Genomic DNA, 13,516 nt, shown 5'->3' with positions numbered 1-13,516 from the left:
CGCGCGCACTGTCGTACGCCTCCGGGACGCCGACGGTGAACCGGCCGGTCCGGGTGAACCGGCCGGTGCGGGTGAACCGGCCGGTGCGGGTGGACCGGCCGCCGCTCCCACGGAATTCCGTTGCCGCGGACGTCCGCCGGTGCTGAAGTGACCGGATGGATCACGATGCGGTGCTGGCGCTGTACGACCGGCAGATGCGGCAAGACGTCCCTGCCGACGGCACAGGGGCCCTGGTCGAGCGCTTGGGCGAGGTGGTGCGGCAGACCGGCGGGGAGCATGGCTGGAACGGGGTCCTCTGGTCGGACCTGGACGCGGCCACGGCGGACGCGGCCATCGCGGAGCACGTACGGCATTTCGCCTCGCTCGGGCGCGAGTTCGAATGGAAGCTCTACGCACACGACCGGCCGGCCGACCTCGGCGAGCGGCTGCTCGCCGCCGGGTTCGTCCCGGACCCCGAGGAGACGCTGCTGGTCGCCCGGACGAGTGCCCTCGCCGAGCTGCCGGTCGACGGGCACCTGCCGGAGGGGGTTGAGCTGCATCGGGTGACGGACGCTGCGGGTGTGGACCTCGTGGCCCGGGTCCACGAGCAGGCGTTCGGCACGGACAGCTCCTGGCTCCGAGCACGCCTTCTCGAGCAGTTGTCCGCCGACCCGGCCACGGTGGTCGCGGTCGTCGCGATGGCCGGTGACGTGCCGGTCAGCTCATCGCGGCTGGAGCTGCCGCCCGGGAGGGACTTCGCCGGGCTGTGGGGCGGCGGGACGGTGCCGGAGTGGCGCGGCCGCGGTATCTACCGCGCTTCGGTTGCCTTCCGCGCGCGCATCGCCGCGGCCCGCGGCTACCGCTGGCTCCAGGTGGATGCGCTGCCGCCGAGCCGGCCGATTCTGCAGCGCCTCGGCTTCACCGCGCTCAGCACGACGACGCCGTACATGTACCGCCCCTCAGCGTCGTGAACTCTGATACCGCGGTCACACGACCCGGCGCGGGAGCAACGGCCTGGGTGCCCGCCCGAGGGCCTCGGGCGGGCCCGAAGAACAGGCTCGAAGGACGGGCTCGAGGGACAGACTCGAAGCGGACCACTCAGGCGGGTGGAGTCAGTTCGTGGACAGGCCCGCCGCCGCCTGTGCCAGGGCCTCCAGAACCGGGCTGAGGAGCGGGTGGGCCTCGGCGCCGCGGCGGACCGCTGCGAAGACGCGGCGGGTGGCGGCAGGGCCCGCCACCGGAAGGACGAGGGTGTCCTTGAGCTCCATGCCGCGCAGGGCGGAGCGCGGTACGAGCGCCACTCCTGCGCCCGCGCCCGCCAGGGCGACGACAGCGCGGAAGTCGTCGGACGAGTGCGCGAGGCGTGGCTCGAAGCCGGCGAGTTCGCAGGCCAGCAGCATCACGTCGTGGCACGGGTTGCCGGGGTACGGGCCGATCCAGTCGCTGTCGGCGAGCTGGGCGAGCTCCACCTGATCGCCGCCGGCCAGCAGGTGGGCCGAGTGAAGGACGGCGTCGAAGGGCTCCGCGTAGAGCGGGACGCGGGCCAGGCGGCGGTCGTCCTCGCGGGGCGCCCCGCGGTATTCGACCGCGAGGGCCAGATCGGCGTCGCCGTCGAGGACCATCGGCAGGCTCTCGTCGCCCTCGGCGTCCCTGACCCGTACGCGGATGCCCGGATGCTCGTCGGCCAAGCGTGCGATGGCCGGGGCGAGGACCTCGGCGATACCGGTCGCGAAGGCGGCGACCGTGACCTCGCCGGCCGCGCCGCCCGCGTAGGCGGCGAGCTCCGCCTCGGCCCGCTCCAGCTGGGACAGCACCGCGTGGGCGTGGGCGAGCAGGATCTCGCCTGCCGCCGTGAGACGTACCCCGCGGCCGCTGCGGACGAGCAGCGTGTGGCCGGTCTCCTGTTCGAGCGCGGCGAGCTGCTGGGAGACGGCGGACGGGGTCAGATACAGCGCTGCGGCCGCGGCGGTCACCGTTCGGTGGTCCGCCACGGCGCGCAGTATGCGGAGCCTGCGGGGGTCGATCACCCGGCCATTGTCGCCCGCGCGTCGACGAAGGCGGCAACCGCCCGCTCCACGTCCTCGGTGGAGTGCGCGGCGGAGAGCTGGACCCGGATCCGGGCCTGGCCCATCGGGACGACCGGGTACGAGAAGCCGATCACGTACACGCCGCGCTCCAGGAGCAGCTCGGCCATGCGGCCCGCCTCGGCGGCGTCGCCGATCATGACGGGGGCGATGGCGTGGTCGCCGGGCAGGATCTCGAAACCGGCCTCGGTCATCTTCGTACGGAAGAGCGCGGTGTTCGCGGCGAGCTTCTCGCGCAGGTCGCCCGCGGACTCCAGCAGGTCGAGGACCTTGAGGGACGCGGCGGCGATGACCGGGGCGAGGGAGTTCGAGAACAGGTACGGGCGCGAGCGCTGGCGCAGCAGCTCGACGATCTCCGCGCGGGCGGCGACATAGCCGCCGGAGGCGCCGCCGAGGGCCTTGCCGAGGGTGCCGGTGATGATGTCGACGCGGTCCATCACGCCGTGCAGCTCGGGGGTGCCGCGGCCGCCGGGGCCGACGAAGCCGACGGCGTGCGAGTCGTCGACCATGACCATGGCGTCGTAGCGGTCGGCGAGGTCGCAGATCTCCTGGAGAGGTGCGACGTAGCCGTCCATCGAGAAGACGCCGTCGGTGACGATGAGGCGGCGGCGGGCGCCGGAGGCCTCCTTGAGCTTCGCCTCCAGCTCGGCCATGTCGCGGTTGGCGTAGCGGAAGCGGGCGGCCTTGGAGAGACGGATGCCGTCGATGATGGAGGCGTGGTTGAGGGCGTCGGAGATGACGGCGTCCTCGGGGCCGAGGAGGGTCTCGAAGACGCCGCCGTTGGCGTCGAAGCAGGAGGAGTAGAGGATCGTGTCCTCCTGGCCGAGGAAGGCGGACAGGCGCCGCTCGAGCTCCTTGTGGACCTCCTGGGTGCCGCAGATGAAGCGGACGGACGCCATGCCGTAGCCCCAGCGGTCGAGGGCCTCCTTGCCGGCGGCGATGACCTCGGGGTGGTCGGCGAGGCCGAGGTAGTTGTTGGCGCAGAAGTTCAGGACGTCGCCGGGGGCGCCGCCGGCGGTGACGGCGACGGAGGCGGACTGGGGGGTGCCGATGACGCGCTCGGGCTTGTGGAGTCCGGCGGCACGGATCTCGTCGAGGGTGGCGCGGAGGTCGTCGCGTACGGAGGCGTACATGAGGGGTGCTCCCTAGTGGGGTGGCTGCGGGCGGAGTGGCGTGCGTGCGCCGTGGGGCCCGGCGAACCGAGCCACAAGAAATCAGGCAGTCCAGTCGAGGATGATCTTGCCGCTGCGGCCGGAGGCGGCCTCGTCGAAGGCGGCGTCGAAGTCCTGGTATCCGTAGCTGCCGGTGATGACCGGGCTGAGGTCGAGGCCGCCCTCCAGGAGGACCGTCATCGCGTACCAGGTCTCGAACATCTCGCGGCCGTAGATGCCCTTGATGGTGATCATCGAGGTGACGATCTTCGACCAGTCGACGGCGAACTCCTGCGCGGGCAGTCCGAGCATCGCGATCCGGCCGCCGTGCGTCATGTTGTCGATCATGTCGCGTACGGCTTCGGGGCGGCCCGACATCTCCAGGCCGATGTCGAAGCCCTCCTTGAGGCCGAGGGTGCGCTGGGCCTCCGCGATGCCGGTCTCGGCGACGTTGACGGCCAGGGTGGCGCCGACCTTGCGGGCCAGTTCGAGGCGCGGCTCACTCACGTCGGTGATCACGACGTTGCGGGCGCCGGCGTGCCGGGCGACGGCCGCCGCCATGACGCCGATCGGGCCGGCGCCGGTGATGAGGACGTCCTCGCCGACGAGCGGGAAGGACAGGGCCGTGTGCACGGCGTTCCCGAACGGGTCGAAGATCGCGGCGACGTCCAGGTCGACCTTGGTGCGGTGCACCCACACGTTGGACGCGGGCAGGGTGACGTACTCGGCGAAGGCGCCGTTGCGCCCGACGCCGAGACCGATGGTGCTGCGGCACAGGTGGCGGCGGCCGGCCAGACAGTTGCGGCACTTTCCGCAGACGAGGTGGCCCTCGCCGCTGACCAGGTCACCGATCGCGATGTCCTGGACGTCGGCGCCGATCGCCGCGACCTCGCCGACGAACTCGTGGCCGATGACGAGCGGGGTGTTGATCGTCTGCTGGGCCCAGCCGTCCCAGGAGCGGATGTGGAGATCGGTTCCGCAGATGCCGGTACGCAGCACCTTGATCAGCACGTCGCCCGGGCCGTACTCCGGCTCGGGTACGTCCATGAGCCACAGCCCGGGCTCTGCGTGCTGCTTGACAAGTGCCTTCATGGGTGCGGCTCCAGGCATGGCGGGGCGGTTCTGACCAGGCACAACGACTCGGGTGTGCCGGCGCGATCAGTGGACGCGCACCAATCTGCCGACCCGGAAGCGTTCAGTCCATCGAGGATTTCTTAAGCCGGCCGACAGCGCAGCTTCACGCGAGGCCGAATTCCCGGATCGCGGCGAGGAACTCCGCGGGCCTGGTCTCGTGGATCAGATGGCCGGCGTCGATGGTGACGAGCCGTGCGTCGGGAATCTGTTCGGCGAGCCGGGCCAGGTGCTCCTGGTTGACGTGGCTGCTCGCGCCGCCGGCGATGACGAGGGTCGGTGCGGTGATGGCGCCGAGACCGTCCCGCCAGCCCGGATCCGGGGCGTTGCGCTGGGCATCGGTCGCCGGGACGACCGTCCAGTCGAAGTCGGTGTCGCCTTCGGGCCGCTCGGCCGCTGGGCGCGGCGGGTCGAGCGGGAAGAGTGCGGGTGCGTCCTCGACGACGAGCCGGCCGACGAGCGACGGTGCGTCCTCGGCGAGCAGGTACGCGGCGATGCCGCCCATCGAGTGGCCGACGACGGTGGCGCCGGCGAGGCCCAGGGCTGTGATGAAGGCGCGCAAGTCGTCGCGGAAGACGTCGAAGCCGTAGCTGCCCGGCCAGTCGCTGAGGCCGTGGCCGCGGAGGTCGAGGGCGTACACCCGGTGGCCGGCCGCGAGCTGTTCCGCGATGCCCGTCCATTCACGGGTGCTGCCGCCGCGGCCGTGGGCGAGGACGACGGGCGGGGCGTCCGCCTCGCCCCAGGTGCGATAGGCGAGCCGGACGCTGTCGGGTGTCGTGACGCTGTGGACGTCCGGGTCGAGGAAGGCGGCGACCGTGCGGCGGAAGGCGCCTGGGCCGTCCAGCCACGGATAGTGCGCGGCGCCCGCCTGGACGGCCACCTCGGCGTGCGGGAACAGTGCGGCGCCCTCGCGGGCCCGCGTCGGCGTGGGGCCGCCGTCGTACTCGCCCGCGAGCACGAGAACCGGGGCTTCGAGGGCGGTGAGGGCCTTCACCGTCGCGGCCGGATCGAATGCGGCGTCCGTGTAGTAGGCGCTTCTCGCCTGCGGATTGACCTGGTGGGCGTCGGCGGCGGCGTGCTCCCGGGCGGTGTCGTCCCAGCGCCCGTAGATCAACGGCTCGATCGCGGACCACACTTCGCGCGGGTCGCGCCCGCCGAAGTACTCGTCCAGCGCGGCCTGCGCGTCGTCGTACCAGGGCTCACCGCGGCGCAGGGCGGCGGCGTCCCGCAGGTCCTGGTCGGTGCCCACGACGCCGAGAGCCCGCAGGCTCGGGGTGACAAGGGTCAGCGAGCGCACGCGGGCCGGGTGCGCGGCGGCGTACAGCACGGCGAGATTGCCGGAGGCCGAGTGCGCGAGGAAGTCGGCGCGGTCGAGTCCCAGGTGCTCGCGGAGCGCCTCGACGTCGTCGACGAGCCGGTCGCAGCGGTACGTGGCCGGGTCGGCGGGGACCGCGGAGTCGCCGGTACCGCGCAGGTCGAGCTTGACGAGCGTACGGTGCCCGGTGAGGCCGCCGAGGTCGCCGAAGTAGGCGGAGGCGCGCATGGGGCCGCCCGGCAGACAGATCAGGGGTTCGCCCTCCCCCTCGACGTGGTAGGCGAGCGAGGTCCCGTCGTACGCACTGAAGATCGGCATACCGTGATCCTCTCCGGGCGTCCGCGGGCACGCCAACGGATTGCCCGGATGCGCCCGCCCATTACGCCGTCGGCGCACATGCCGCTGCACATGCCGGCCGCGCACACTTCCTGGCGCGAGCGGGGTCTGCCGGAGGTCTTGACGCCCGGCCGGGTGACTGGATTACTGATCCCGAACAGCTCGACCGAATGATCGGTCGTCCGATTTGCGAGTGACACGGGAGTCATCCGTATGACGGATCCGACGGAAGTGACGGCTCTGCTGGACGCAGGCGAGCGACTGAGCCGCGACGAGCTCCGCGCCCTGCAGCTGGAGCGCCTGCGGGCGACCCTGCGCCATGCGTACGAGAACGTCGGCTTCTACCGGGAGTCGTTCGACAAGGCGGGGCTGCGCCCCGAGGACTGCCGCTCGCTCGACGATCTCGCGCGCTTCCCGTTCACCACGAAGGCCGATCTGCGCGATCACTACCCCTTCGGGATGTTCGCGGTGGATCAGTCACGCGTACGACGCATCCACGCGTCCAGCGGGACGACGGGGCGCCCCACGGTCGTCGGCTACACCGACCGCGACCTCGACACCTGGGCGGACGTCGTGGCCCGCTCGATCCGCGCGGCAGGCGGGCGTCCCGGGCACAAGGTCCATGTGGCGTACGGGTACGGGCTGTTCACCGGAGGCCTCGGCGCGCACTACGGGGCGGAGCGGCTCGGCTGTACGGTCATCCCGGCGTCGGGCGGGATGACGGCCCGGCAGGTCCAGCTGATCCAGGACTTCCGGCCCGAGATCATCATGGTGACGCCCTCGTACACGCTGACGCTGCTCGACGAGTTCGAGCGGCAGGGTGTCGATCCGCGGTCCACCTCGCTCAAGGTCGGGATATTCGGCGCGGAGCCGTGGACCGAGGAGATGCGGCGCGAGATCGAGGAGCGCTTCGCGATCGACGCGGTCGACATCTACGGGCTGTCGGAGGTCATAGGCCCGGGTGTGGCGCAGGAGTGCGTGGAGACCAAGGACGGCCTGCACATCTGGGAGGACCACTTCTACCCGGAGGTCGTGGATCCGTTCACGGGCGAAGTGCTGCCGGACGGTGAGGAGGGCGAGCTGGTGTTCACCTCGCTCACCAAGGAGGCGATGCCGGTGATCCGCTACCGGACCCGGGACCTGACCCGGCTGCTGCCGGGGACGGCGCGGGTCTTCCGGCGGATGGAGAAGGTCACCGGGCGCAGCGACGACATGATCATCCTGCGTGGGGTGAACCTCTTCCCGACCCAGATCGAGGAGATCGTCCTGCGCACGCCGGGAGTCGCCCCGCACTTCCAGCTGCGCCTGACCCGCGAGGGCCGGATGGACGCGCTCACGGTGCGGGCGGAGGCGCGCGGTGCGGCATCGCCCGAGCAGCGGGAGGCCGCGGCGCGGGAGATCGCGGCGGCGGTGAAGGACGGTATCGGGGTGTCGGTGACGGTGGAGGTCGTCGACCCGGAGACGCTGGAACGCTCGGTGGGCAAGATCAAGCGGATCGTGGACCTGCGGGGGTAGGGGTTCGGGGGCTGGGGGTTTGACGGCGGGGGGCGCCTGCGGCGGGCACCAGATGGCGGAGCCGCATAGAGCCCCGGCCGACCGGGTGGCCGGCCGGGGAGTCGAGGGCGTCACGCCGGCGTCATGCTCCGCCCCGCCTGAGTCTTCGCGTGCACCAGGCGGGCGAGCCTCAGCGTGGGCGCTTGGTGTCGGTCAGCCGACTGTCAGGGGTCAGCCTCCCCTTGTGGGTGGCTCCTCCGCAGTCCTCGCACGACACGATGACGGCTCCCTCGTACAGGAGCGCGACCGTGTTGCGGCCTCGGCATTCGCGGCACGGGGTTCTGCCGAACTGCTGTCCTATGCGCGCGAATACATGGTTGACCTGGACGGCGTCCACGGTCAGGCGGCCACGGCAGCGGCCTGCTCCAGTTCCTCGTCGGTGGCCATGAGGTCGTCGAACTCGCCGGCCTTGATGCCCTGCGCGAACTTGGTGAACTCGGCGCGGGTGAAGCCCAGGACGGGGCTGTCGGGGAACTTGTCGTCGGTGATCTCGATCATCCGCGTGCCGTCCGGGACGTGCGGGTGGGGGTGGCCCTTGGCGCCGGGGGCAGCGGCCACGATGACGCAGTCCTTCAGGATCGGGTCCAGGTCGGTCCTGCTGGCCTTCCGCCAGTCGCGCCCCGGCGCATTGCAGTTCTCGTACGCCTTTGTCGTCCGGCCGTTGCTGATGGTTCCCACGGCTGTTCCTCTCTGGTAGTCGTGCAGTTGTGGAACCCGCCCCGGCACTCGACCTGTCCAGGGTGGGGGTGCAGGGGCGGGTGTCTTGCAGACCCGTCCCGCCGGCGTCTTCCGGATCCCCGGCGGGACGGGCGTTCTTGTGTGCGACCCTCACCCGATTCGGTCGCCATGGGTTGGGTGCGGCGCCTCAGCCGGCCGCGGGGCGCAGGTTCTCGTAGTGGTCACAGAGCGAGTTGACCGACAGGGCCAACTTCTTTGCGTGCCTGTAGGCGGCGTCCGGGCCAAAGCCTCGCGTGGTGTGCAGCCGCCTCCAGGCCTCATCGATACCGATCTGAGCCACGCAGGCGGGGCCGTCCCCCCTGGGCAGCCGACGGATCAGGCTCGCGATCTCAGGGACCAGCAGTTGCACGTGCCCCCGGAGAATGTCGGTCAGCCTGTCGAGGTCCTCCAGCAGCGGTGGCGCCTCCCCCAGGGCGAGGACGCGCCGGGCGGTGTCGCGCATCGTGTCGAGGTCGAGCGGTCTCGGGTCTTCGCCCTGGGCCGCGGCGGCCGCCTGTGGGGCTGTACCTTGCTTCATGTCGACGCTCCTTGTCAGCGTTGGCCGTGCCCCGGGACCGTTCGCGCGGTTGCCGGGGTCTACTGCGCAACTCTTCTTGAGCGTCTGATTCCTTGCTTCCCTGCGAGCGGTATACCCATGATGGGTAGGCTCGTTGATGTGCCGTGAGACACACTCGCTCGAGCAGGTATGCGGGGCCACGATGAACGAGTACCGACCTCCCACCGCACTCCCCCGACACGTGCTGGAATGCGCCAAGATGCAGGCCGCCATCACAGCGCACGACTTCGGGACCGTCTTCCGGCTGGCCCGCGACATGGCGGGCATCAGCTACTCGAAGATCGCTGCCGAGTGCGACATCAAGCCGGAGCGCGTCGGGACCCTCGCGCGCGGCCGCGGCCGGATCACGAGCTTCGACAAGATCGTGAGCATCTCCGACGCACTACGGATCCCGGGACGCACCCTCGGACTCGCCGATCGACCGTGGGAGGTGAGCGAGCAGCGACCACCCGCATCACCTGGACGCACGACGACCACACAGAAGGACAGGAACCACCCGGTGCGGCGCAGAGAGTTCATTCACACGGCAGCTGGCGCAAGCCTCGCCGTCGGCATCACCGACCTGAGCAGACCCACAGCGGGCAAGCGAATCGGGGCGGACTTTCCCGAGCTGCTCCGGCTGCGCACGGCGCGCCTTCGCCGCCTCGACGACGTCCTCGGCGGCGGCGACACCTACCGCGTGTACCTGGGCGAGTACCAAGCCACGAAGGCGCTACTACGCGACGCGACGTACACGGAAGCCACCGGACGGGCCCTGCTGTCCGTTCTCGCCGAGCAGGCACAGCAAGCCGGCTGGGCAGCATTCGACGGCGGCCGGGAAGCCGACGCAGCAGCTCTGTACAAGGAGAGCCACGCCGCGGCGACCGACGCCGGCGACACCGATCTCGCGGGGAACGCACTGGCGTTCCTCGCATATCAGACGGTGAACGGTGACCGGAGAGCCGGCGTTGAGATCGCCGCGCGCTCCTGCAAGACGCTCGGCCCGGATGCCCCGGCCGGAGTCCGCGCGCTGCTTCAGGAGCGACGCGCTTGGGCGTGCGCCGTGGCCGGCATCGCTGGTGAGACGGAGCGCGCGCTCGCCGAGGCGGAGCGCGCCCTCGACGACACGCACGGCGCATCCCAGCCGGACTGGGTTTCCTGGGTGGACCACACCGAGCTTCAGATCATGGCCGGGCGGTGCTGGGCCGAACTGCGCAGGCCGCTGCGGGCAGTGCCGGTGCTCGAGGCCGCGCTGGCCCGGTACGACGACAGCCATGCACGGGACAAGGCGCTGTACCTGTCGTGGCTCGCCGACGCGTACCTGGCGGCTGGTGAGGTCGAGCAGGCGGCCAAGGTAACGGGCCGGGCGCTCGACCTCACCAGCGGGGTCGCTTCCGTCAGGCCCCGTCGGCGGCTGGAGCCCGTTCTCAAGCGACTCGCCGAGCACCGCGGCGTCGCCGACGTCGACGACGCCCTGGAGAAGGCGGCGCTCTGACCTACTCCTACTGAGGGATGGGCTGGGTGTTCTCGGACACCCAGCGCAGGCACGCTTCGGCACCGGCGACAATCGGGACCGCCGACACCTCGGGGTTGTCCCACGGATGATTCTTCAGGAGATGCGCCTCGAGCGCGGAGTATCGCTCGACGCTGGTCTTCAGCAGCAGCTGCCACTCCTCCCCCGTGCCGAACTCCCCGAGATGCCAGAAGACGGACGTCACGGGCCCAATGATCTGAGCGCCCGCAGCCAACCGCTCCTTCACCACAGACTGTGCCAGCTCAACCGCCTGTTCCCGGGTTGGTGTCGCCGTGGACACCTGCACGAAGTCAGTCATGCCGCGAGCCTAGTGGTGGGGAATCAGCGGCCGCAGACCGCGCGATCCCTTCGAGCTTTCCTTGAGCCGGTTCCTCTGCAGGCACGCAGAAAGCTGCCTCCGCCCGCAGGCGAGAGGGGGAGCAAAGCTACGCGGGGGCGTCCGGTAGTGGTTCCGGCGGTGGCGGTTCGGGCTGCGCCTCGACCACGCCCATCGCCACCAGCCGGTCTGCGGGGGGCAATCGCCAGCCGCCAGGCCAGCCGTGCTCGAGGCGCACCGCGTAGAGGGTGTGCGCGGCGCGCACACCTCTACCCCTCCGCCAGCACCGCGTTCGCCCGCTCCGTCACCGTCGTGAGCACGCGGCCCGCCGCCGCGAGGTCGGCGGGCGGGAGGTCGCCGTACAGACGCGCGGTGATCGCGGCGATCTCGGAGCGGATGCCGGTGTTCAGCGCGCGGCCCGCGTCGGTGAGCCGGAGGGCCGCGTCGTCGCCGGGGACGGTCTCCAGCAGGTCGGCCTCGGTGAGTTCGGCGATCGTGGCCAGGACGGAGGCTTCGCCGATCTTGAGCGTGGACGTCATCCGGGCGACGAGCCGGTCGTGCTCGACGCCCTCGTCCGCGCCGCTGTCGGCAGTGGCGTTGAGCGCCACCGACTGCTCGAACGTGGTGCCGGTGCGGGCCAGGACGCGCTCCAGGACGGCCCGCGTGGCGTAGTGGGCCTGGCCTATGACCTGTCCGTTGACGGTCGGGGTGGTGGACATGGCTACTCCTTGGGAGGGGATTCGAGTGGTACGTCGAGAAGGGCGGTCAGCTCGGCGGCGAATGCCTCGGTGCGCCGGCCGCCGAGGCCGCCGAGGGGGGCGAGGAGCCGGTCGAGGAGCTTCTGCACGACGTCGATCGCGCGGCGGGCGACCTCGCGCCCCTCGGTGGTGAGGGACAGCTGCACGGCCCGCGTGTCGTCGGGGTCCGGGGTGCGCTCGACGAGGCCGGCGGACTCCAGGGTGCGGGCGAGCTTCGAGACGTAGAGGGGCTCCAGCCCTGTGTGGTCGGCGAGCCGCCGCTGGCTGGGGCGCTGCCCTGAGCGCTGCATGCCGTACAGCGACGCCAGCAGTGAGTACTGCGCGTGGGTCAGACCCAGCGGTGCGAGCGCGCGGTCCACCGCGACGCGCCATTTCATGGACAGGCGCCAGACCAGGAAGCCGGGCGTGGGGCCCTTGGATGCCGTGCTCATGGAATTTAGAGTACATGGCTACTATGTACATGGCTAGCATTTTTCGCACGGACTCCGGCGCACGGAGGCCGCCACACCCCGCGGCCTCGCGCGTGCGCCCCGCCTCAGGCGAACCGGTCGCGCAGCTCCCGCTTGAGGATCTTCCCGCTGGCGTTCCGCGGCAGCTCGTCCACGAACAGCACCCGCTTCGGGGCCTTGAAGTGCGCGAGCTTCTCGCGTGCGTGCGCCAGGATCTCGTCCTCCGTCACCTCGCCACGCGATACGACGACGGCGGTCACGGCCTCGATCCAGCGGTCGTCCGGGAGACCGATGACCGCGGCCTCGGCGACCGCCGGATGGAGGTAGAGCACGTCCTCGACCTGGCGTGAAGCGACCAGCACTCCCCCGGAGTTGATGACGTCCTTCACCCGGTCGACGATCGTGTAGTAACCCTCGCCGTCCCGGACGGCGAGGTCTCCGGAGCGGAACCAGCCGTCGCGGAACGCCTCCTCCGTCTCCTCGCGCTTGTCCCAGTAGCCCTCGCACAACTGCGGTGAGCGGTAGACGATCTCCCCCGCGGTGCCGTCCGGGACGTCCTTGCCGTCCTCGTCGACGACCTTCGCCTCGACATGGCGCACGGGCCGCCCGCACGAGTCCATCCGCCCTTCGTGCTCGGCGGGCCCGAGCACCGTGGCGAGCGGTCCGATCTCGCTCTGTCCGAAGCAGTTGTAGAAGGCGAGTTGCGGCAGCCGCTCCCGAAGCCGTTCCAGTACGGGCACGGGCATGATCGACGCCCCGTAGTACGCCTTGCGCAGGCCGCTCAGATCGCGGGTGGCGAACTCCGGGTGGTTGGACAGGGCGATCCAGACGGTGGGCGGCGCGAAGAGACTGTCGGCACGCCCCGCCTCCACCAGGTCGAAGATCTGTGCGGCGTCCGGTGCGTCGAGGATCGTGTTCTCCGCGCCGACGGCGAGGTACGGCAGCAGGAACACATGCATCTGGGCGGAGTGGTAGAGCGGCAGCGAGTGGACGGGCTTGTCGCTCTCGTCCAGGTCCAGGGCGGTGATGGCGCTGACGTACTCGTGGACGAGCGCGCGGTGCGTCATCATCGCGCCCTTCGGCAGCGCGGTGGTGCCCGAGGTGTACAGCAGCTGCGCCAGATCGCGGGCGTCCCGGTCGGTGTCGTACTCCTGCGGTTCGGCGAGTGCGGTGAGCAGCGAGTCGTCGGTGTCGCGCAGGGCCCGTACGGCGAAGCTCTCGGGCATCCGGTCCGCGAGGCCGGGGTCGGCAAGGACGAGCGAACTGCCCGACTGGCGAAGGATGTAGGCGAGGTCCTCGCCCGTCAGGTTGTGGTTGACGGGCACATGGATGAACCCGGCGCGGGCGCAGGCGAGGAAGGCGATCAGATAGGCGTCGGAGTTGTGGCCGTAGGTGGCCACGCGGTCGTACTGGTTCAGGCCGTGCTCGCTCAGGACCGCGGCCGCGGTGGTGACGGCGACGTCGAGTTCGGCATAGGTCCAGGACCGGTCGGCGTAGCGGACGGCGGTGCGGTCGGGGGTGCGCTGGGCGCTGCGACGCAGGACGCCGTCGACCGTGCTGCTCAGGAGTCGCTCCAAGGCTGCCATGGGTGGATCCTGTGCGGCCGCGGGCCCAGGGTCAAGGACACGGATACCGA

13 protein-coding genes are annotated in these 13,516 nt (G+C 71.0%); 3 read left to right on the top strand and 10 right to left on the bottom strand.

Features of this window, described 5'->3' with window-relative positions; genetic code table 11:
• Positions 1-155 precede the first annotated feature (155 nt).
• Positions 156-950, top strand: a complete 795-nt coding sequence (locus ACWCXB_RS09530; protein WP_450720800.1) for a GNAT family N-acetyltransferase — start codon at positions 156-158, stop codon at positions 948-950.
• Positions 951-1,091: 141 nt separating this feature from the next.
• Here the strand turns inward: ACWCXB_RS09530 and ACWCXB_RS09525 are convergent, their stop codons facing one another.
• The 4 genes from ACWCXB_RS09525 to ACWCXB_RS09510 form a co-directional block, all read right to left on the bottom strand.
• Entirely contained in the window at positions 1,092-2,006 is a 915-nt protein-coding gene (locus tag ACWCXB_RS09525; RefSeq protein ID WP_450720798.1) for a LysR family transcriptional regulator, read from the bottom strand.
• Entirely contained in the window at positions 2,003-3,196 is a 1,194-nt protein-coding gene (locus ACWCXB_RS09520; RefSeq protein ID WP_450720796.1) for a glycine C-acetyltransferase, read from the bottom strand. Before ACWCXB_RS09520 ends, ACWCXB_RS09525 begins: the two co-directional genes overlap by 4 nt.
• An 81-nt stretch (positions 3,197-3,277) precedes the next feature.
• Positions 3,278-4,306 carry an L-threonine 3-dehydrogenase gene (gene tdh / locus ACWCXB_RS09515; RefSeq protein WP_450720794.1) on the bottom strand — a complete coding sequence of 343 codons (1,029 nt, stop codon included), beginning with the start codon at positions 4,304-4,306 and terminating at the stop codon, positions 3,278-3,280.
• Positions 4,307-4,451: 145 nt separating this feature from the next.
• On the bottom strand, positions 4,452-5,978 hold the full coding sequence (locus ACWCXB_RS09510) for an alpha/beta fold hydrolase (protein WP_450720792.1): 1,527 nt from the start codon (positions 5,976-5,978) through the stop codon (positions 4,452-4,454).
• 249 nt (positions 5,979-6,227) lie between these two features.
• Between ACWCXB_RS09510 and paaK the strand changes: the two genes are divergently transcribed.
• Positions 6,228-7,511: a phenylacetate--CoA ligase PaaK gene (gene paaK / locus ACWCXB_RS09505; protein ID WP_450720949.1), complete on the top strand. Its 1,284-nt coding sequence runs from the start codon at positions 6,228-6,230 to the stop codon at positions 7,509-7,511.
• A 378-nt stretch (positions 7,512-7,889) separates the two neighbouring features.
• On the opposite strand, the gene ACWCXB_RS09500 is transcribed toward paaK, so the two are convergent.
• Both ACWCXB_RS09500 and ACWCXB_RS09495 read right to left on the bottom strand, forming a co-directional pair.
• Positions 7,890-8,228 carry a DUF397 domain-containing protein gene (locus ACWCXB_RS09500; protein ID WP_450720790.1) on the bottom strand — a complete coding sequence of 113 codons (339 nt, stop codon included), beginning with the start codon at positions 8,226-8,228 and terminating at the stop codon, positions 7,890-7,892.
• A gap of 187 nt (positions 8,229-8,415) precedes the next feature.
• Positions 8,416-8,805, bottom strand: a complete 390-nt coding sequence (locus tag ACWCXB_RS09495) for a DUF6415 family natural product biosynthesis protein (RefSeq protein WP_450720788.1) — start codon at positions 8,803-8,805, stop codon at positions 8,416-8,418.
• A 181-nt stretch (positions 8,806-8,986) separates the two neighbouring features.
• Here ACWCXB_RS09495 and ACWCXB_RS09490 point away from each other — a divergent pair, with 181 nt between their 5' ends.
• Entirely contained in the window at positions 8,987-10,318 is a 1,332-nt protein-coding gene (locus ACWCXB_RS09490) for an XRE family transcriptional regulator (protein ID WP_450720786.1), read from the top strand.
• Positions 10,319-10,325: 7 nt separating this feature from the next.
• Here ACWCXB_RS09490 and cutA read toward each other — a convergent pair whose 3' ends face one another.
• From cutA to ACWCXB_RS09470, 4 genes are all read right to left on the bottom strand, one after another.
• Positions 10,326-10,655, bottom strand: a complete 330-nt coding sequence (cutA, locus tag ACWCXB_RS09485; protein WP_450720784.1) for a divalent-cation tolerance protein CutA — start codon at positions 10,653-10,655, stop codon at positions 10,326-10,328.
• Between the two features lie 287 nt (positions 10,656-10,942).
• On the bottom strand, positions 10,943-11,392 hold the full coding sequence (locus ACWCXB_RS09480) for a hypothetical protein (RefSeq protein WP_450720782.1): 450 nt from the start codon (positions 11,390-11,392) through the stop codon (positions 10,943-10,945).
• Positions 11,393-11,394: 2 nt separating this feature from the next.
• Positions 11,395-11,862, bottom strand: a complete 468-nt coding sequence (locus ACWCXB_RS09475; protein WP_450720780.1) for a MarR family winged helix-turn-helix transcriptional regulator — start codon at positions 11,860-11,862, stop codon at positions 11,395-11,397.
• Between the two features lie 104 nt (positions 11,863-11,966).
• Positions 11,967-13,466, bottom strand: a complete 1,500-nt coding sequence (locus tag ACWCXB_RS09470; RefSeq protein ID WP_450720778.1) for an acyl-CoA synthetase — start codon at positions 13,464-13,466, stop codon at positions 11,967-11,969.
• Positions 13,467-13,516 lie beyond the last annotated feature (50 nt).

This window comes from Streptomyces sp. NPDC001514 (genome assembly GCF_053597075.1).
The sequence above is the reverse complement of the archived record's forward strand: the minus strand, read 5'-3'. Positions and strand labels throughout refer to the sequence as shown.

What these genes read in the sequence shown, in the direction of transcription:
- ACWCXB_RS09490 (WP_450720786.1), top strand. Translation starts at nt 8,987, where the DNA reads ATGAACGAGTACCGACCTCCCACCGCACTCCCCCGACACGTGCTGGAA.
- cutA (WP_450720784.1), bottom strand. Translation starts at nt 10,655, where the DNA reads ATGACTGACTTCGTGCAGGTGTCCACGGCGACACCAACCCGGGAACAG.
- ACWCXB_RS09510 (WP_450720792.1), bottom strand. Translation starts at nt 5,978, where the DNA reads ATGCCGATCTTCAGTGCGTACGACGGGACCTCGCTCGCCTACCACGTC.
- tdh (WP_450720794.1), bottom strand. Translation starts at nt 4,306, where the DNA reads ATGAAGGCACTTGTCAAGCAGCACGCAGAGCCCGGGCTGTGGCTCATG.
- ACWCXB_RS09475 (WP_450720780.1), bottom strand. Translation starts at nt 11,862, where the DNA reads ATGAGCACGGCATCCAAGGGCCCCACGCCCGGCTTCCTGGTCTGGCGC.
- ACWCXB_RS09480 (WP_450720782.1), bottom strand. Translation starts at nt 11,392, where the DNA reads ATGTCCACCACCCCGACCGTCAACGGACAGGTCATAGGCCAGGCCCAC.
- ACWCXB_RS09530 (WP_450720800.1), top strand. Translation starts at nt 156, where the DNA reads ATGGATCACGATGCGGTGCTGGCGCTGTACGACCGGCAGATGCGGCAA.
- ACWCXB_RS09520 (WP_450720796.1), bottom strand. Translation starts at nt 3,196, where the DNA reads ATGTACGCCTCCGTACGCGACGACCTCCGCGCCACCCTCGACGAGATC.
- ACWCXB_RS09495 (WP_450720788.1), bottom strand. Translation starts at nt 8,805, where the DNA reads ATGAAGCAAGGTACAGCCCCACAGGCGGCCGCCGCGGCCCAGGGCGAA.
- ACWCXB_RS09470 (WP_450720778.1), bottom strand. Translation starts at nt 13,466, where the DNA reads ATGGCAGCCTTGGAGCGACTCCTGAGCAGCACGGTCGACGGCGTCCTG.